Origin of the sequence: Zhengella sedimenti, assembly GCF_046506625.1 — a bacterium.
GTDB classification, from domain to species: Bacteria; Pseudomonadota; Alphaproteobacteria; order Rhizobiales; family Rhizobiaceae; genus Zhengella; species Zhengella sedimenti.
The window spans coordinates 103758-121516 of sequence record NZ_JBKFFP010000003.1; the positions used below are offsets into that span (position 1 = coordinate 103758).

The window sequence follows — 17759 nt, forward strand, 5'->3', positions numbered from 1 at the left end:
GAATGAGGCACACTGTGAACCGTATGGTCAAAAACGAAGCGCGCTGTGCGCAGCGACAGGTGAGGCAATGGGCAAGGCTGGCGGATATCTGACGACACATGTGCTGGACACGGCGCGCGGGGTTCCGGCGAAAGGCATCCGGATCGAGCTTTTCCGCCTTTCCGGCGACGGGCGCGAGAAAATCGCCGAAACCGTCACGAACAACGACGGGCGGACCGACAGCCCGATCCTTCCCGCCGACAGCTTCGGGACCGGGATATTCGAACTGGTGTTTCACGCCGGCGACTATATCCGCATGCACGGATTGGCCATGCCGGTAGCGGGCGGGCCGCTGTTCCTGGAGGAAATCCCGATCCGCTTCGGCATCGACGACGCGGCGGCGCATTACCACGTGCCGCTGCTGCTTTCGCCGTTCGGCTATTCCACCTACAGGGGAAGCTGATGACAAAGCCCGCGATCCGAAAGGAAATCCGCTTCCTGCTCAATGGGGAGAGCGTGGCGCTCGACGATGTGCGTCCCGGCGACATGCTGCTCGACTTCCTGCGCATCCGGCGTTCCCTGACGGGAACCAAGGAAGGCTGCGCGGAGGGCGACTGCGGCGCCTGCACGGTGCTGGTCGGCCGGCTGGGTCCCGATGACACGCTCACCTATGAGAGCGTGAATGCCTGCATTCGTTTCCTCGGTTCGCTGGACGGCTGTCACGTGGTGACGGTGGAGCACCTGAAGCGGGCGGACGGAAGCCTTCATCCGGTGCAGCAGGCGCTGGTCGATCACCATGGCTCGCAATGCGGCTTCTGTACGCCGGGTTTCGTGATGAGCCTCTATGCCTTGTGGATGAACGATCCGGATGCCGATGACCGTGCCATCGAAACAGCTTTGCAGGGCAATCTGTGCCGCTGCACCGGCTACGAGTCGATCATGCGCGCGGCGCGGGCGATCTCGAGCTACGGATCGCCGGACGACGATCCGCTGGCCGGCGAAAGGACCACGGTGGCGCATGCGCTGCGCACGATGGCCGACGGGGCCCGGGTCGAGATCGACAGCGCGGAGGGGCGGATCGTTGTGCCCGCCGATACCGACGACCTGGCGCGCGTCCTCGAAGCCGAGCCGGAAGCGACCATCGTGTCGGGGGCGACCGATGCCGGCCTGTGGGTGACGAAATTCATGCGCGATGTCTCGCCAGTGGTGTTCACCGGACACATGGACGGTCTGAAGACGGTCCACACCCACGGCAACATGCTGTCGATCGGCGCCGGGGTCAGCTACACGCGGGCGCGCGGCGTGTTCGCCGCGCACATTCCGCAGCTTGGCGAGCTGATCGAGCGGATCGGCGGCGAGCAGATCCGCAACATGGGGACGATCGGCGGCAACATCGCCAACGGCTCGCCGATTGGCGACATGCCGCCGCCGCTGATCGCGCTGGGCGCAACCGTGACCCTGCGCAAGCATCACAACCGGCGCTCCATTCCGCTGGAGGATTTCTTCATCGACTACGGCCGGCAGGATCGCGCGCCGGGCGAATTCGTCGAAAGCGTCTCGGTGCCCTTGCCGCCGCGCGATGCACAATTCGCGGTCTACAAGATTTCCAAGCGGCGCGACGAGGACATCACGGCGGTGCTCGGCGCTTTTTTCCTGCGGCTGGATGGCGACAACCGGGTGCAGCAGATTCACATCGCCTATGGCGGCATGGCCGCGACGCCAAAGCGCGCGCGGGCGGTGGAGGCTGCCCTCGCCGGACAGCCCTGGACGCTGCACACGGTGGAGGAAGCGCTCGACGCCTATGCGTCCGACTTCCAGCCGATCACCGACATGCGGGCCAGCGCGGACTACCGGATGCTGGTGGCGAGGAACCTGCTGAAACGGTTCTTCATGGAAACGACGTCCGGCCTGGCCGGCGGCAAGGCGGCGTGAGGGCAGCATGGGCAAGCACGAACAACCGGACCGGACTGCCGCCGCGATCAAGGGCGGGGTTGCCACGCAACAACGCCACGATTCGGCCCACAAGCACGTGACCGGCGAGGCCGTCTATATCGACGACATCACCGAGCCGCGCGGCTGTCTGCATGCCTATCTCGGCCTGTCCACCGTGACGCACGGCCGTGTGCGCGGCATCGACACGGAACTGGCCCTGAAGATGCCCGGCGTGGTGGCGGTCCTGACCGGCGCGGATGTGCCGGGCGTCAACGACATCTCGCCGACCGGGCGCAACGACGAGCCGATCTTCGCTGACAGCATCGTCCAGTTCCACGGCCAGCCGGTCTTCGCGGTGGTGGCCGAGAGCCGGGATATCGCGCGCCGCGCCTGCGCCAGGGTGAAGGTCCATTACGAGGAACTGCCGGCCATCGTGGACTATGCGGACACGGGCGAGACGCCGAAGCTGGTCTGCGATCCGCTGACGCTGCAGCGCGGCGACGTGGCAAAGGCGCTGGAGATCGCGCCGCGGCGCCTGTCCGGCGAGATGCGCATCGGCGGGCAGGACCATTTCTACCTGGAGGGCCATATCGCACTCGCCATTCCCGGCGAGGACGGCGACATGCTGGTGCATTCCTCCACGCAGCACCCGTCCGAAGTGCAGCACATGGTGGCCCATGCGCTCGGCGTGCCGAACCATGCGGTGACGGTCGACGTGCGCCGGATGGGCGGCGGTTTCGGCGGCAAGGAAACGCAGTCGAACCTGTTCGCGGCCGTCGCGGCGATTGCCGCGCGGCGAACGGGGCGGGCGGTCAAGATCCGGCCCGACCGCGACGACGACATGACGGCGACCGGCAAGCGGCACGACTTCCTCGTCGGCTACGACGTGGGCTTCGACGAGGACGGCAACATCCTCGGCGTCGATTTCACCTATGCGGCGCGCTGCGGCTTTTCCGCCGACCTGTCCGGCCCGGTGACGGACCGCGCGCTGTTCCATTGCGACAACGCCTATTACTGGCCGGCGGTGAAGGCCGTCTCGGCGCCGCTCTACACCAATACGGTGTCGGCCACGGCATTTCGCGGCTTTGGCGGTCCGCAGGGCATGGTGGGCGCGGAGCGCGTGATCGAGGAGGTGGCGTTCGCCACCGGGCTCGATCCGCTGGAGGTGCGGCGCCGGAATTTCTACGGCGAACCGGGCCGCGACGTGACGCCCTATCACCAGACGGTGGAGGACAATGTCATCGCGCGCATCGTGGACGAACTGGAAGCCTCGTCGGACTACCAGGCGCGGCGCGAGGCGATCAGGGCGGAAAATGCGAAGGGCGGCATGATCCGGCGTGGCATCGCATTGACGCCGGTGAAGTTCGGCATCTCCTTCACCGCCACGCATTTCAACCAGGCCGGCGCGTTGGTGCATGTCTACACGGATGGCTCTGTGCATCTGAACCATGGCGGCACGGAGATGGGGCAGGGGCTCTACGTCAAGGTCGCGCAGATCGTGGCGGAAGAATTCCAGATCGACATCGACCAGGTGAAGATCACCGCGACGACCACCGGCAAGGTGCCGAACACGTCGGCGACGGCGGCCTCGTCCGGCTCCGATCTAAACGGCATGGCGGCGCAGGCGGCGGCACGCACGATCCGTGAGCGGCTTGCCGATTTCGCCGCGGATTTCTACGAATTGCCGCGCGACCAGATCGCGTTCCTGCCCAACCGGGTGCGTATCGGCAACCAGGAGATCCCCTTCGCCGAACTGGTGAAACAGGCCTATGTGGCGCGGGTGCAGCTTTCCGCGACCGGTTTCTACAAGACGCCGAACATCCACTGGGACCGTGACAGCGGCAAGGGGCGGCCCTTCTACTACTTCGCCTATGGCGCCTCGGTGTCGGAAGTGTCCGTCGACACGCTGACTGGCGAATACCGGGTGGAGCGCAGCGACATCCTGCACGAGACGGGGCGTTCGCTGAACCCGGCCATCGATCTTGGCCAGGTCGAGGGCGGGTTCATCCAGGGCATGGGCTGGCTGACGACGGAGGAATTGTGGTGGGACCGCAAGGGGCGGCTGCGCACCCATGCGCCGTCCACCTACAAGATCCCGCTGGCCTCCGACCGGCCCCGCATCTTCAATGTCGCCCTGGCCGACTGGTCCGAAAACCGCGAGGAGACCATCCACAGGTCCAAGGCGGTCGGCGAGCCGCCCTTCATGCTCGGCATGTCCGTGTTCCATGCGCTGTCGGACGCGGTCGCCTCGGTCGCCGGCTACGAGGTCTGCCCGCGCCTCGACGCGCCGGCGACGCCGGAACGCGTGCTGATGGCCATCGAACGGCTGAGCGGGCGGGCGCGCCGTCACGGGGCCTGAGACTTGGCGGTGGCCGACCTTCGCGCCTTTCTGGAACGGGAGAACCGGGCCGTGCTGGTGCGTGTCGCGGCGGCCAGGGGATCGACGCCGCGCGACATGGATGCATGGATGGCGGTGGCGCCGGACGCCCTGTTCGGCACGATCGGAGGCGGACAACTGGAATTCCTGGCGATCGGGCGGGCGCGCGCCATCCTTGAGGGAGGCGAGGCGGAGGGCGCCTGGTCGCAGCCGCTCGGGCCTGAGATCGGGCAGTGCTGCGGCGGCCATGTGACGCTGGATTTCACCCTGCTGGACGAGACAGGGCGCGGGCGCCTGCTGGCGCAATGGGAAACGGCGCGGGCGGGGATGCCGCATGTCTACCTGTTCGGGGCGGGCCATGTGGGCACCGCGCTGGCGGGCGCGCTGGCGCTTCTGCCTGTCAGGACGGTGGTGGTGGAAACGCGCGCCGATGCGCTGGAGGCGCTTTCGGGGGTCATCGGCGGCACGGTCGAAACCCGCCTTGCCGCGATGCCCGAAGCCGTGGTGCGCGAGGCGCCGGCCGGCTCCGCCTTCATCGTGCTGACCCACGACCATGCACTTGATTTCCTGATCGTCTCGGAGGCGCTGAAGCGTGACGATGCCGCCTATGCCGGTCTCATCGGCTCCGCCACGAAACGGGCGGTGTTCCGCCGGCAATGGCTGGAAGCGGGCGGCGGCGAGGATGCCTTTGCCGGTCTGGTCTGTCCCATCGGGGGGGCGCATCTGCGCGACAAGCGGCCGGCCGTGATCGCCGCGCTGACGGCGGCGGAGGTGATGACTGCGCTGGCCGCGCGGGGCAACTGACCGCACCTGGCACTTGCCGTGCTATCGTGACGGATCATTCGCGAGGCGAATGCGTTGGCTTGCAGGCGGCAGTTCCGCCGCATCCTGCCATCAAGCCGTTCCCCAAGGAGGTGCGCCATGAGCAATCACGTTTACAAGATGGTCGACCTGGTCGGATCGTCGCCGACGAGCATCGAGGACGCCATCAAGGCCGCCATTGCCAAGGCGGCACGGTCGGTGCGTCACCTGCGCTGGTTCGAGGTAGCCGAAACGCGCGGCCATATCGAAGACGGCAAGGTGGCGCATTACCAGGTCAAGCTCCACGCCGCCTTCACGCTCGAAGACGACGACTGACGGCAAAGGCCGGGCCATTGTCGATGGCCCGGCCGCGCCGTTGCGGGCTACAGGTCGATCCGCATGTGCGGCTTGCCGTTCGACGTCTTTTCCGCGGTGACGCCCTCGCCGTTCACCGTCACGGTGACGCGGTGGCGGTAGGCGGAGAAGCTGTCGAAGGTGACGACGTCGACCGGCTCGTCGAAACGGAAGGTCAGACGCCAGCGATCGCCCTCGCCGAGCCTTTGCACGGCGATGACCTCGCCCAGGAATTTCTGGTCGAGATAGGTGCCGGTCAGCACCTGTCCGACGTGGAAGCTGGCCGGCGGACGGTTGCCTGCCGCCGCATGGGCGGTGTTCCAGTCCCGGTGCCCGTGCTGGCGGGCGACCAGTTCCAGCGCCTGGGCGTGGCTGAGCGGCGTGCCGCGTGTTTCCAGATCGGCGCGCAAGCGTTTCGCCTGGGCCTTCATGTCATCGATGGTGGGGAGAATCCCACGATTACCATTCATCACAGACCTCTCTTTCCGGAGGGATGCGATTGTTCGAGCGGGCGCCCGCATTGCCACCGGACCGCATCCGAAAAGGGATCAGGACAGATGGAGTTCGTTCAGGGAGGCTTCACCGTGGCCTTGCGGCCTGCGGGCGGCAGGGGCCTCTGCCCTCATGACGGGCGTCATGTAGGCATGGACCCGGCATTTGTCAAAGGCCGGGCTCGCCCAGCAGGCCGCGCACCATGCGCTGGCAGCGCTCGGCCATGAAATCGAGGAAGAGCCTGATCTTCGGGTCCTGCAGCTTGCGGTGCGGATAGAGCGCGGCAAGCTGCACCGGCTCGGGCGCGAATGACGGCAGGACGGGCACGAGCCGGCCGTCGCGGATGAACGGCTCCACCTCGAAGCGCGGCTTGTTGACGATGCCGCGCCCGTCGATCGCCCAGGAGGTCAGCACGTCGCCATCGTCGGAATCGAAGGGGCCGCGAACCTCGTATTTCTGCGGTCCGTCGGGGCATCTGAGCAGCCAGTGGAAATCGCGCGAGCCGGGAAAGCGCAGCAGCAGGCAATCGTGACCGGCCAGGTCTTCCGGCGTCTCCGGAACGCCGCGCCGTTCCAGATACGCGGGAGCAGCCACCAGGATCCGGTCGCAATGGGCAATGTTGCGGCGCTTGAAGCTGGAATCCTCCAGAACGCCCAGCTTGAAGGCAACGTCGATGCCTTCCTTCATAATGTCGATGTTGTGGTCGGACAGGCGCAGGCGCACCTCGATGTCCGGATAGAGATCGCGAAAGGCGGGAATGCCCGAGGCAATGAAGCGCCGGCCGATGCCGAGCGGCGCGGTGACGCGGATGGAGCCGCGCGGCTGGCCGGAGAGCTCCGACACGGCGGCCTCGGCATCGGCAACGGCCTCCAGCACCTTGCGCGCGCCATCGTAGAAGACGCGGCCCTGCTCGGTGGGCATGAGCTGACGGGTGGTGCGGTTGAAGAGGCGCACGCCAAGATGCTTTTCCAGCTCCTTGATGCGGTTCGAGGCGACGGCAGGCGAGATTCGCATGTCGCGGCCGGCCGCCGACAGGTTGCCCAGTTCCACCACGCGCACGAAGACCGCGATATTGTCCAGATAGGCCATGCCCCCTCCGAGCCAGGGAGCGCGCCGCGCCGTTCCCTTCAAGAAATCACGTTATTACCGTTCTGATTTTTTTGAAAGTCATCGTGAAAGGACATGCTTTTCAAAGCGGCGCCGGGCGGCAATGATCGCGGGGAAAACCGGCACGAGGATCGACATGGACCTTTGGGCAATCACCTGGGACTGGCTGGCGCTCGCCATCCGCTGGCTGCACATCATCACGGCCATCGCCTGGATCGGCTCGTCCTTCTATTTCATCGCGCTGGATCTCGGCCTGCGTCAGCGGCCGGGCCTGCCGGAAGGTGCCCATGGCGAGGAGTGGCAGGTGCATGGCGGCGGCTTCTACCATATCCGGAAATATCTCGTGGCGCCGGCGGCGATGCCGGAGCACCTGACCTGGTTCAAGTGGGAAAGCTACTGGACCTGGATGTCCGGCTTCCTGATGCTGGCCATCGTCTATTACGCGGGCGCCGATCTTTACCTGGTCGACCGCTCCGTGCTCGACATTTCGTCAAACACGGCGATCATCATCTCGCTGGCCTCGCTCGGGGTGGGCTGGCTGATCTATGACGCGCTGTGCAAGTCGCCGCTGGGCAAGAGCGATGTCGGGCTGATGGTTTTCCTCTACGTGGCTCTCGTCGCCATGGGCTGGGCCTATACGCAGGTCTTCACCGGCCGCGCCGCCTTCCTGCACCTGGGCGCGTTCACCGCGACGATCATGTCGGCCAATGTCTTTTTCATCATCATTCCCAACCAGAAGAAGGTGGTCGCCGCGCTGAAGGCGGGCGAGAAGCCGGACCCGGCGCTGGGCAAGCAGGCCAAGCAGCGCTCGCTGCACAACAACTACCTGACGCTGCCCGTGCTGTTCTTCATGCTGTCGAACCACTATCCGCTGGCCTTCGCCACCCAGTACAACTGGGTGATCGCGGCGCTGGTGTTCCTGATCGGCGTGCTGATCCGCCATTTCTTCAATTCCATGCATGCGCGCAAGGGAAAGCCTTACTGGACCTTCGTGGCGGCGGCCGTGATCTTCGCGCTGATCGCCTGGCTTTCGGGCTTCGGCGCGAGCGTGCCGGAAGACCGGGAGGAGGCAGCAATTCCGGCGGCGCAGATGGCCTATGTGAACTCGCCGCACTTCGAGACCGTTCGTGACACGGTGCTGGGGCGCTGTTCCATGTGCCACGCCGCCGAACCGGTCTGGGAGGGCATTCCCGTGGCGCCGAAGAACGTGATGCTCGACACGGACGCGACCATCGTCCAGCATGCGCGGGACATCTACCTGCAGTCGGGCGCCAGCCATGCCATGCCGCCGGGCAATGTCACCGAGATCACGCCGGAAGAACGCGCGCTGATCGTGGCCTGGTTCCGGGACGCACAGTGACGATGAGGGGCCCTGCATGACGACGACGCTCATTCGCGGGCGCCTGCTGACCTTCCTGCGCCGTCCGGAACGCCTGGACGACACGAATGCCTTTTCCTACGAGGCCGATGGCGGTCTCATGATCCGCGAAGGGCGGATCGTCCGGCGGGGACCGTTCGCGCAGGTGCATGCGCAAGCCGGCGGGGATGTGGAGGTCGTGGACCACCGCCCGCATCTTGTCCTGCCCGGTTTCATCGATGCCCATGCCCATTTCCCGCAGATGCAGGTGATCGCCAGCTTCGGGGCCGAATTGCTGGAATGGCTGAACCGTTACACCTTTCCCGAGGAGATGAAGTTCTCCGACCCGGCCCATTGCGAGCGCGTCGCGGCGGCCTTTCTCGACGAGATGATCCGCCACGGCACGACGACGGCAGCGGTCTATTGCACGGTGCGCCCCGAATCGGCCGATGCGCTGTTCGCCGAGGCGGAAGCGCGCGGCATGGCCATGGTCGCCGGCAAGGTGATGATGGACCGCAACGCGCCCGAGGCGCTGACGGACACGCCGCAAACCGCCTATGACGAGACGAAGGCGCTGGTCGCGCGCTGGCACGGGCGCGGGCGGCTTTCCTATGCGATCACGCCGCGATTCGCGATCACTTCCTCGCCGGAGCAGCTTGACGTGGTGCGCACGCTCATTGCGGAGCATCCCGATTGCCACGTGCAGACCCACCTTTCCGAGAACCACGCCGAGATCGCGCTGACGCGCCAGCTTTACCCGGACGCGCCGGACTATTTCGGCGTTTACGAAGCCCATGGCATGGCCGGGCCGAAGAGCCTTTTCGGCCATTCGATCCACCTGTCGGAACGTGAGCTCGATGCCATGGCCGACAGCGGGTCGGTGGCCGTGTTCTGTCCGACCTCGAACCTGTTCCTGGGCTCCGGACTGATGGACTGGCAGCGCTATGTGCGAAGGCCGAAGCCCGTGCGAGTGGCGGCGGCGACGGATGTGGGCGGCGGTACGAATTACTCCATGCTGCGCACAATGGACGAGGGCTACAAGGTGATCGCGCTCAACGGCGAGAAGATCAATCCGCTGGCCTCCTTCTGGCAGATCACGCGGGGCAATGCCGAGGCGCTTTCCATGGAAGACCGGATCGGCTCGCTGGACGAAGGCTCGGACGGCGACCTCGTCGTCCTCGATGCGCGCGCGACGCCGGCCATGGCCTTGCGCATGGAAACGGTGACAACGCTGGCCGAGGAACTGTTCCTTCTGCAGACCATGGGCGATGACCGGGCCATTGCGGAAACGTGGGTGGCCGGGCGCCGGGCCAAGGCGGCGCTCCCGCGCTGATCCTGTTTCATTGTGCGGCCGGACCGTACGGGACATGAAACGGCTTGCGCGGCATGCGGATTGGTCATAGCCAATGGCCATGCCGCGCTTTGCCGCCAACCTGTCGATGATGTTCGCCGAAGTGCCGTTCCTTCAGCGCTTCGCGGCCGCGCGCGCGGCCGGTTTCGGGGCGGTCGAGTATCTCTTTCCCTATGAATACCCGGCCGGCGACCTGAAGCGAGCCCTGGACGAGGCGGGGCTTCAACAGGTGCTGTTCAACGCGCCGCCGGGCGGGGATTTCGCAGCCGGAGCGCGCGGGCTGGCCGCCATGCCCGGGCGGGAGGCCGATTTCCTGGCTTCCATCGATCTGGCGCTTGAATACGCGGCCGTGCTTGGTGTCCGGCAGATACACGTCATGGCCGGGGTCATGCCCGGAGAGGCCGATCCCCGGGAGTGGCGCGCGGCCTATGCCGCCAATCTCCGCCACGCGGCGGCGTTGGCGGGCCGTCATGGGGTCGCCGTGCTGATCGAGCCGATCAACCCGTTCGACATGCCGGGCTATTTCCTCGCCACCGTCGAGCAGGCGGTTTCGGTGATCACGGACACCGGATCCAACAACCTCTTCCTGCAATACGATCTCTACCACCAGAGCCGTCACGGCGGCGAACTGACCGGCACCTTCCTGCGCCACCAGCGGCTGATCCGCCATGTCCAGGTGGCCGGCAATCCGGGCCGGCACGAGCCGGACACCGGCGAGGTCGACTACGGCTTCGTGTTCGCAGCGCTGGACCGGGCCGGTTACAAGGGCTGGATCGGCTGCGAATACCGCCCTGCGGGGCGAACCGAAGACGGGCTTGGCTGGCTTGCGCCGTGGCTGTAGCGCGGCTGCACCGGGACGTCAGGCGCGAATGTCGATGACGCCGCAGTCACCCGTCTCCGAGCCGAAGGCCACGCGGATGCCGTCGCGGTCCCAGCCCATCGACGTGATCGCAGCCTTGCCGCCGCGCCGCAGCACCGCCTCGCGGCCGTCGGCGAAGCGCACGGCCAGGATCATGCCGTCGGCGTAACCGATGGCGACGAGGTCCTCGGCGGGATGGCAGGCAACGCATGTCACCATGGAATCGCCGCGCGTGCCGAGTTCCAGCGGCGCCTTGCCCATCGGGCCGTCCTTGCCCTGGAACGGCCAGACGATGGCTGCCGGCGCGCCGGCGGTGGCCAGCCACTTGCCCTTGACGCTCCAGGACCAGCTTTTCACCTTGGCCGGATAGCCGGTCATGCGCATGTGCTTGCCGTCGGCCAGCTTCCAGCCATGCAGGGCGTTTTCCTGCATGGTGGTGACGAGGAACTCGCCGCCCGGCGAGAAGCTGACATCGATATGCGCGCCGGCCCATTCCAGTTCGACGGGCTTTCCGTCGGTGGCCGGAAAATGCAGCGTGGCGCCGTTGTAGCGGGCGGCGGCAAGGCGCAGGCCCTTCGGCGCGAAGGCCAAGCCTTCCACCGAACGCGAATGCGCCAGCACCTTCGCCTTGCCATCGGGCAGAACCACATGGGCGTTGCGTCCCTCAGCAAAGGCGATGGCACCATTGGGTCCGGCGGCAACCGCGTTGATCCACTTGCGCGGCGCCTCGGCGAGCGTCTTGGCCATGCCATCGGCGGTCACGGCGCAGACCTTGCCGTCCTCGCCGCCGGTCAGCAGGCGGTTTGCCGCGCCGTCGGACGTGGCGCAGAGCAGCCCGTCATGGGCTTCCACGGTCTTGTGGCCATTGTCGAGGCGGTGAACGAGGCCGTCGGCCATGGCGAAGTGCGGGACGCCGGACAGGAATGTGGCGGCGACGCAATGGCCGTCGAGATCGAGCGGGGCAAGCGTGGGCATGGCGTCCTCAGGCCTCGCAGGCCTTGAAGGTGCGTTCCAGCAATTCCGGATCGAGATTGCGGCCGATGAAGACCATGCGGCTTTCGCGCTTCTCGCCTTCCTTCCAGGGGCGCTGGTGGTCGCCCTCGACGATCATGTGCACGCCCTGGACGACATAGCGCTCATCGTCGCCGGCAAAGGCGACGATGCCCTTGAGGCGCAGGATGTCCGGCCCTTGCGTCTGGGTGATCTTCTCGATCCAGGGGAAGAAGCGCTGCGGGTTCATCTCGCCGGCGCGCAGCGAGACCGATTTCACCGTCAGGTCGTGGATGGCGGAAACCGCACCATGGTCATGGTGATGATGTACGTGGTCGTGCGCGTGATCATGGTGTTCATGACCGTGATCATGGTGATGGTCATGGTCGTGGTCGCAATGCGGCCCGCATTCATGGTCCGGGTGATCGTGGTCAAGGAAATGCGGATCGTTGTCGAGGGCGCGCTGCAGATCGAAGGCGCCCCGGTCGAGCACCTGTTCCAGCGCAATGGCCGAACGCTGCGTGCGGTGGATGCGCGCCGACGGGTTGATGGCGCGCACGAGGCGCTCCACCTCGGCCAGTTCGTCGGGCGAAACGAGGTCGGTCTTGTTGAGCAGCACGACATCGGCGAAGGCGATCTGGTCTTCCGCCTCGCGGCTGTCCTGCAGGCGCAACGGCAGGTGCTTGGCATCGACGAGGGCGACCACGGCGTCAAGACGGGTCTTCGCCCGCACGTCGTCATCCATGAAAAAGGTCTGGGCGACGGGGGCGGGATCGGCAAGGCCGGTGGTCTCCACCAGGATGGCGTCGAAACGGCCGGGACGGCGCATCAGGCCCTGCACGACGCGCACGAGATCGCCGCGCACGGTGCAGCAGACGCAGCCATTGTTCATCTCGTAGATTTCCTCGTCGGATTCCACGATGAGGTCGTTGTCGATGCCGATCTCGCCGAACTCGTTGACGATGACGGCGTAGCGCTTGCCGTGATCCTCCGACAGGATACGGTTCAGGAGGGTCGTCTTGCCCGAACCGAGATAGCCGGTCAGAACGGTGACGGGAACGGGATTGGCGGCTTCGCTCATGGGATCTGCCTCGGATCGTGTCTTTGCCTTGCGGCCGGGAAGTCTGTGTCGCCGTCATATAGGCGAGCGCGCGGCGCAAGGCCAGACGCTGCTAAGGCGCCAGCCAGGGCGGATTGAAGGCGTGCATGTCCGCCAGCAGGGCAGCGATGCCATCGGCGGCGGTATCGAGCAGGGCCTGTCCGAGTTCCGGCGTCGCGGCGGCCGCGTTTCCAGTCACGCCGTCGGCGTTCAGGTCGCTCATCTTCCAGCCATAGGCGTGAGGGCCATAGGCCCGCAGGTAGGTGAAGTCGCGGACGTGAGCGGCCTGCGCCGACGGGAAGTCGCGTGCCCGGGCCATGTCGACGAGGTCCGGGCGCAAGGCCAGCATGACGGCGGTCTCGATCTGTCCGCCGTGGATGCCATAGGCCTTTTCCTCCGCGCTGACGCCGCCGCCCGGCGCGATGAAGCGGGTCCAGCTTGTCGCCACGGCGAGCATGGACAGGCGCACGCGCAACTCGGTGGCCACTACGGTCATCAGCGGCGAGTTTCCGCCATGCGCATTGATCATCAGGAACTTCCGGAATCCTTGCGCGAACAGCCCTTCGCCGATGCCGATCCAGCGGTTGACTGCCTCGTCGAAGGCAAGCGTGCGCGTGCCCGCCACGTCCATGTGCTCGACGGAATAGCCGACCGGTTCGGCCGGCAGGACGGTGAAGGGGAGGTTTTGCGGCGCACGCGCGGCGACCCTGTCGGCCACGCCTTGCGCAATGATCGTGTCGGTTTCGAAAGGCAGATGCGGCCCGTGCTGTTCTGTTGCGCCAAGCGGCAGGACCGCGATCCACCTCTGCGCGCGGGCGGGCGACATTTCGCCGGCTGTCATCCGGGTGTAATGGCGGCGGGGCAAAAGCATCACGGCGCTCTCATGGCGGGGAAAGGCGGCGGTGCACGCTATCGTTTTCCGGCGGAAGTGCGCAACCGCTTCGTTGGCGAATCGGTTTCCTGTACGTAAAGTGGACCGGCAACAAAGACAGGAGCAATCCATGGCGAAGACCGGCAAGGGTGCCATATCGACGCGTCTGCAATCGGTCGCGCGTCTGGCGCGCACGGATCTTGCAGCCCGGCTTCTCGAGCACGGCTTCTATGCCGGGCAGGACCAGATCATGCTGGCGCTGAGCGCCGAGGAGGGCTTGACCCCGACGCAACTGGCCATGCGGCTTGGCGTCAAGCCGCCGACCATCACCAAGACGATCAACCGGCTGCAGGCACAGGGGTTCCTCGCCAAGACCGGCTCCGAGACCGATGCGCGCATCGCGCACATCGCCTTGACGGATGCCGGCCGCGACGCGATCAGGGCGATCGAGAAATCGGTCAAGCGCACAGAGAAGGCCCTGGTCAAGGGGCTCGACAAGAAGGAGCGCAAGGCGCTGCTCAAGCTCCTCGCCAGGGTGGAGGCGAACCTTTCGCGGCCCGGCGCGCAACCGGACGAGAACGGCGAAGACGAGGACGAGGCAGCCTGATCTGCCAGGGTGAGGCGGCCTGTCCCGTCGGACAAGGAAATTTGACTTGTGCGCCGCTGCGCGCCGGTCGAAGAGCGGAAGGGCATTTCGAAGGATGACCGCTTGACCCGACCCGACACAGGCGAGACCGCCACGCCGACCGCCGCGATCCTGCTGATCTTTGCCGCCTGTTTCCTCTTTGCCTGCCTCGACACCAGCGCGAAATTCCTCGTCACATCGGGCATGGATGCCCGGTTCGTTTCCTGGGTGCGCTTCGCCGAACACGCGCTGCTGGCACTCGTGCTGCTGCGCGGCTGGTCGCGGCCGGAGGTGTTCCGGGTGGCGAGCATTCCGGCACAGGCCGTCAGGGGCATGTTCCTGTTCGGCTCCACCTTCTGCAACTTCCTTGCCCTCCAGACGCTGCAACTGGCCGAGACGATCTCGATCTTCTTCTTCGCGCCCATGGTGATCACGGCGCTGTCCGGGCCGTTGCTGGGTGAATGGGCCGGCTGGCGGCGCTGGATGGCTGTCGCGGTCGGCTTCATCGGCGTTCTGGTGATCACGCGGCCGGGGGCCGGGGTGCTCGGCATCGGCCACCTCTATGTCACGCTCGCCATGCTCAGCTATTGTTTCTACGTCATCATGACGCGCAAGATGAGCGGCAGCGAGACCCCGGAAAGCCTGATCTTCTATTCCGCCCTCGCGCCAACGGTGCTGATGGCGCCGACGGTTCCGCTGTACGGGTCGCTCCCGGACACCGGCGTGCAATGGGCCGTCCTGATGGGACTGGGGTTCTTCGGCGGGATCGGGCACTGGCTGCTCATCAATGCCTACAAGCGGGCGACCGTGTTCGCCCTGGCGCCCTATCCCTATCTCCAGATGGTCTGGATGGTGCTCTTCGGCTGGCTTGTCTTCGGTGACCTGCCGGACCACTGGACCTTGGGCGGATCGCTCATCATCATCGCGTCGGGTCTCTACATCGTGCATCGCGAACGCATCCTGCGGCGCACGTCGCTGTCCACACCGCCGGTGCGATCCGTCTTGCCGGCAAAAAAGCGTTGAAACGCGGGCACGCCACCGCTAGGACTTTAAAACGTTTAAGTTGACGGTTCGGTCCGAGGCGGGGAGGCTGCGGCCCTGGCGCAAAAAATAAAACTATCGACCATCGCGGAAGCCCTCGGGGTCTCTACGGCAACCGTCTCGCTGGCGCTGCGCGACAGTCCGCTCGTCGCCGACCTGACGCGCGAACGCATCAAGGCGCATGCGCGCGAAATCGGCTACATCTACAACCGCCGTGCCGCCAGCCTGCGGACCTCGCGCTCGGGCATCGTCGGCGTCGTGGTGCATGACATCATGAACCCGTTCTACGCCGAGATCCTGCGTTCCATCGAGGACGAACTCGACCGGTCGGGCCAGACCTTCCTCCTGTCAAACCACTACGACCAGGTGGAAAAGCAGCGCGCCTTCCTCGACACGCTGCTGCAACTGGGGGCCGATGGCATCATCATGTCGCCGGCGATCGGAACGCCGCCGGAGGACATCGAGCTGGCGGAGAAGAACGGGCTGCCGGCGGTGCTGATCGCGCGCAACGTGCCGGGCGCCGACGTGCCGGTCTTCCGGGGCGACGATGCCTATGGAACGGGCCTTTCGACGCGTCATCTCATCGGGCTCGGCCACCGCCGCATTGCCATGGTGGGGGGCACCGACCAGACCTCGACCGGCCGCGACCGCTTCCAGGGCTACAGGGATGCGATGCAGGAAGCCGGCCTGGAAGTGCGGCCGGAATGGCGTATCGCCGGGCCGCGCACCAAGCTTGCCGGGTTCGATGCGACCGAGACGTTCCTCTCCATCAGTCCCCGTCCGACCGCGGCCGTGTGCTGGAACGACCTTGTGGCCATCGGCCTGATGAACGGGCTTGCGCGGGCCGGGCTGAACGTGGGGACCGACGTCTCTGTGACGGGCTACGACGACTTGCAGGAAGCGGCCATCGCCACGCCGGCGCTCACGACCGTCTGGAACGGCCAGCGCGAGGTGGGCCGCCGCGCCGCCAAGGCGCTGCTCGACCGCCTGGCCGGCCACGATGTGCATGGCGGGCAGGAGCTCATCCGCCCGGAATTGCGCGTGCGCCAGTCCACCGGAGCGCCACCGGCGGCTCCTTAACAACCCGTTTACCGTACAGGGGCCATTCTTCCGCGCTGACAAGCAGCGGAAAGGGGCGACATGTTGCGATTCGTCGTTCTGGCGGCGGGACTGGGCAGTGCCGCCATCCTTCTCATCCCCGCCGGCGGGGTGTTCCATGATGACGTCCGGGCGGACGCCCCCGTGCGGCCCATTGCGGCGGCCGTCTCACCGGGCACCCAATTCCGCCTCTGGCTGGCAGGCAGGAAAACCGGTTGCCTGGTGTCCATCGACATGGATACGGGCATGGCCTCGTCACAGGACTGCGGGGACGGCGCCGCAAATCCGCTCGTCGAGGCCACCAGCGTCACGGGGCACAGGGGCGGGCTCATCCTGACCGATGCCAGCGGCGAAGCGGTCGCCGAATTCGCGGTGGCCGAAGGCTTCGCCTACGAGGCGGTTGCGCCGGCCGGGCTGTTGATGGCGCTCTCGGCCGTGGATTGACGGGCGAGCGCCCGTTCGCGCGCCGCATCGCCGAAGGCGCGGAAGATCGCTGCCGATGGCGCATCCGTCCTGGCCCAGTATTCCGGATGCCACTGGACGCCGAGGGCGAAGGCCTTCGCCCCCGCCACCGACACCGCTTCCACCGTGCCGTCGGGCGCAAGGGCGTCGACGGAAAGGCCCGGAGCCAGTTCGCTGACGGCCTGGCGGTGCAGCGAATTGACCTGGATTTCGCCCTTGCCGACGATCGCGGCAAGGCAGGAGCCCGGCTTGACGCTGGCGGGATGGCGGATCGCGAAGCGCTCGTCGTTGTGATCGCTTTGCGGCGCGCGGTGATCGTCGATGCCTTCCAGTTCCTGGATCTCGGTTTCCAGCGTGCCGCCAAGGGCGACGTTGAGTTCCTGCATGCCCCGGCAGATGGCCAGAAGGGGAACGCCGCCGGCGATTGCCGCCCGGATCAGGGCGATCGAGGTTTCATCGCGTGCCGGGTCGAAGGGCTCATGGCGCTCGCTCGCCTCGACGCCGTAGCGCCCCGGATGAACGTTCGTGCGCGAACCGGTGACCAGAAGTCCGTCCATGCGCGCCAGCAGCGCCGCGGCATCGATGTTCCCGCCCATCGCCGGGACGGCAAGCGGCAGAACGCCGGCCACGTCCATCGCGGCGGCAAGATAGGTTTGCGGCGCGCAGTGCCAGACATAGTTGTCGAACTCGCGAATGTCGGACGAAACGGCAACGAGCGGTTGGATCATGAAAGACGACTCCTGGACGACCGGCCCCTACATAATCGGCAAGCTGACCGTCCGCCAGATGGCGGCAGGGGCAGCGGGACAAAAATCCTTGTGCTGCCGAGGGATGGCAACTGGTAAAAAAAATTGGCCACGTATTTCCACGGTGCTGGACAGCGTGCCGTCAACGTGTATTGATAACCTTCGGAAAAGGGCGAGGGCGTGAGGGCGCCGGACGCATTGTTCCTCTGTTCTGATCA

At 66.2% G+C, this 17759-nt stretch carries 18 protein-coding genes; 12 read left to right on the top strand and 6 right to left on the bottom strand.

All coding sequences use genetic code 11. The features are described 5' to 3' along the window. The first annotated feature begins 67 nt into the window (after positions 1-67). From uraH to ACLB6G_RS09950, 5 genes are all read left to right on the top strand, one after another. Positions 68-442: a hydroxyisourate hydrolase gene (gene uraH, locus ACLB6G_RS09930; RefSeq protein ID WP_410356014.1), complete on the top strand. Its 375-nt coding sequence runs from the start codon at positions 68-70 to the stop codon at positions 440-442. Then, positions 442-1911, top strand: coding sequence for a xanthine dehydrogenase small subunit (xdhA, locus tag ACLB6G_RS09935; RefSeq protein WP_410356015.1), 1470 nt, complete (start codon positions 442-444; stop codon positions 1909-1911). The genes uraH and xdhA overlap by 1 nt, the downstream gene beginning before the upstream one ends. Positions 1912-1918: 7 nt before the next feature. Continuing rightward, complete coding sequence (xdhB, locus tag ACLB6G_RS09940; RefSeq protein ID WP_410356016.1) at positions 1919-4270, top strand: xanthine dehydrogenase molybdopterin binding subunit; 2352 nt, start codon at positions 1919-1921, stop codon at positions 4268-4270. A 9-nt stretch (positions 4271-4279) separates the two neighbouring features. After that, positions 4280-5092, top strand: coding sequence for a xanthine dehydrogenase accessory protein XdhC (gene xdhC, locus ACLB6G_RS09945; RefSeq protein ID WP_410356017.1), 813 nt, complete (start codon positions 4280-4282; stop codon positions 5090-5092). A gap of 117 nt (positions 5093-5209) precedes the next feature. Then, positions 5210-5425: a dodecin gene (locus ACLB6G_RS09950; protein ID WP_410356018.1), complete on the top strand. Its 216-nt coding sequence runs from the start codon at positions 5210-5212 to the stop codon at positions 5423-5425. A 47-nt stretch (positions 5426-5472) separates the two neighbouring features. Here ACLB6G_RS09950 and ACLB6G_RS09955 read toward each other — a convergent pair whose 3' ends face one another. Together ACLB6G_RS09955 and ACLB6G_RS09960 are read right to left on the bottom strand one after the other, a co-directional pair. After that, the gene (locus ACLB6G_RS09955; protein ID WP_410356019.1) at positions 5473-5913 is read right to left on the bottom strand and encodes a glyoxalase superfamily protein; all 441 of its coding nucleotides are present in this window, start codon (positions 5911-5913) and stop codon (positions 5473-5475) included. Between the two features lie 190 nt (positions 5914-6103). Continuing rightward, positions 6104-7024, bottom strand: a complete 921-nt coding sequence (locus tag ACLB6G_RS09960; protein WP_410356020.1) for a LysR family transcriptional regulator — start codon at positions 7022-7024, stop codon at positions 6104-6106. A gap of 154 nt (positions 7025-7178) precedes the next feature. Here ACLB6G_RS09960 and ACLB6G_RS09965 point away from each other — a divergent pair, with 154 nt between their 5' ends. The 3 genes from ACLB6G_RS09965 (at position 7179) to otnI (ending at position 10591) form a co-directional block, all read left to right on the top strand. Further along, positions 7179-8402: a urate hydroxylase PuuD gene (locus ACLB6G_RS09965; protein ID WP_410356021.1), complete on the top strand. Its 1224-nt coding sequence runs from the start codon at positions 7179-7181 to the stop codon at positions 8400-8402. 16 nt (positions 8403-8418) lie between these two features. After that, positions 8419-9732 carry a guanine deaminase gene (gene guaD / locus ACLB6G_RS09970; protein ID WP_410356022.1) on the top strand — a complete coding sequence of 438 codons (1314 nt, stop codon included), beginning with the start codon at positions 8419-8421 and terminating at the stop codon, positions 9730-9732. A 79-nt stretch (positions 9733-9811) separates the two neighbouring features. Then, complete coding sequence (gene otnI / locus ACLB6G_RS09975) at positions 9812-10591, top strand: 2-oxo-tetronate isomerase (RefSeq protein WP_410356418.1); 780 nt, start codon at positions 9812-9814, stop codon at positions 10589-10591. Positions 10592-10609: 18 nt separating this feature from the next. On the opposite strand, the gene ACLB6G_RS09980 is transcribed toward otnI, so the two are convergent. The 3 genes from ACLB6G_RS09980 to ACLB6G_RS09990 all read right to left on the bottom strand — a co-directional run bounded on the left by ACLB6G_RS09980 (position 10610) and on the right by ACLB6G_RS09990 (position 13569). Further along, entirely contained in the window at positions 10610-11584 is a 975-nt protein-coding gene (locus tag ACLB6G_RS09980) for a WD40 repeat domain-containing protein (RefSeq protein WP_410356023.1), read from the bottom strand. Between the two features lie 7 nt (positions 11585-11591). Next, a complete protein-coding gene (locus tag ACLB6G_RS09985; protein WP_410356024.1) occupies positions 11592-12680 on the bottom strand; it encodes a CobW family GTP-binding protein in 1089 nt (362 codons plus the stop codon). Between the two features lie 91 nt (positions 12681-12771). After that, positions 12772-13569 (bottom strand): creatininase family protein, encoded by a 798-nt coding sequence (locus tag ACLB6G_RS09990; protein WP_410356025.1) that lies wholly within the window; start codon positions 13567-13569, stop codon positions 12772-12774. Positions 13570-13699: 130 nt separating this feature from the next. Between ACLB6G_RS09990 and ACLB6G_RS09995 the strand changes: the two genes are divergently transcribed. The 4 genes from ACLB6G_RS09995 (at position 13700) to ACLB6G_RS10010 (ending at position 16777) form a co-directional block, all read left to right on the top strand. Beyond that, complete coding sequence (locus ACLB6G_RS09995) at positions 13700-14176, top strand: MarR family winged helix-turn-helix transcriptional regulator (protein ID WP_410356026.1); 477 nt, start codon at positions 13700-13702, stop codon at positions 14174-14176. A 102-nt stretch (positions 14177-14278) separates the two neighbouring features. Further along, positions 14279-15217 carry a DMT family transporter gene (locus tag ACLB6G_RS10000; RefSeq protein WP_410356027.1) on the top strand — a complete coding sequence of 313 codons (939 nt, stop codon included), beginning with the start codon at positions 14279-14281 and terminating at the stop codon, positions 15215-15217. Between the two features lie 75 nt (positions 15218-15292). Then, positions 15293-16315, top strand: coding sequence for a LacI family DNA-binding transcriptional regulator (locus ACLB6G_RS10005; RefSeq protein WP_410356419.1), 1023 nt, complete (start codon positions 15293-15295; stop codon positions 16313-16315). Positions 16316-16375: 60 nt separating this feature from the next. Further along, positions 16376-16777, top strand: coding sequence for a hypothetical protein (locus ACLB6G_RS10010; RefSeq protein ID WP_410356028.1), 402 nt, complete (start codon positions 16376-16378; stop codon positions 16775-16777). Here ACLB6G_RS10010 and ACLB6G_RS10015 read toward each other — a convergent pair. Next, positions 16723-17523, bottom strand: a complete 801-nt coding sequence (locus ACLB6G_RS10015; protein WP_410356029.1) for a gamma-glutamyl-gamma-aminobutyrate hydrolase family protein — start codon at positions 17521-17523, stop codon at positions 16723-16725. The two genes, ACLB6G_RS10010 and ACLB6G_RS10015, sit on opposite strands and share 55 nt — an antisense overlap. Between the last annotated feature and the right edge of the window lie 236 nt (positions 17524-17759).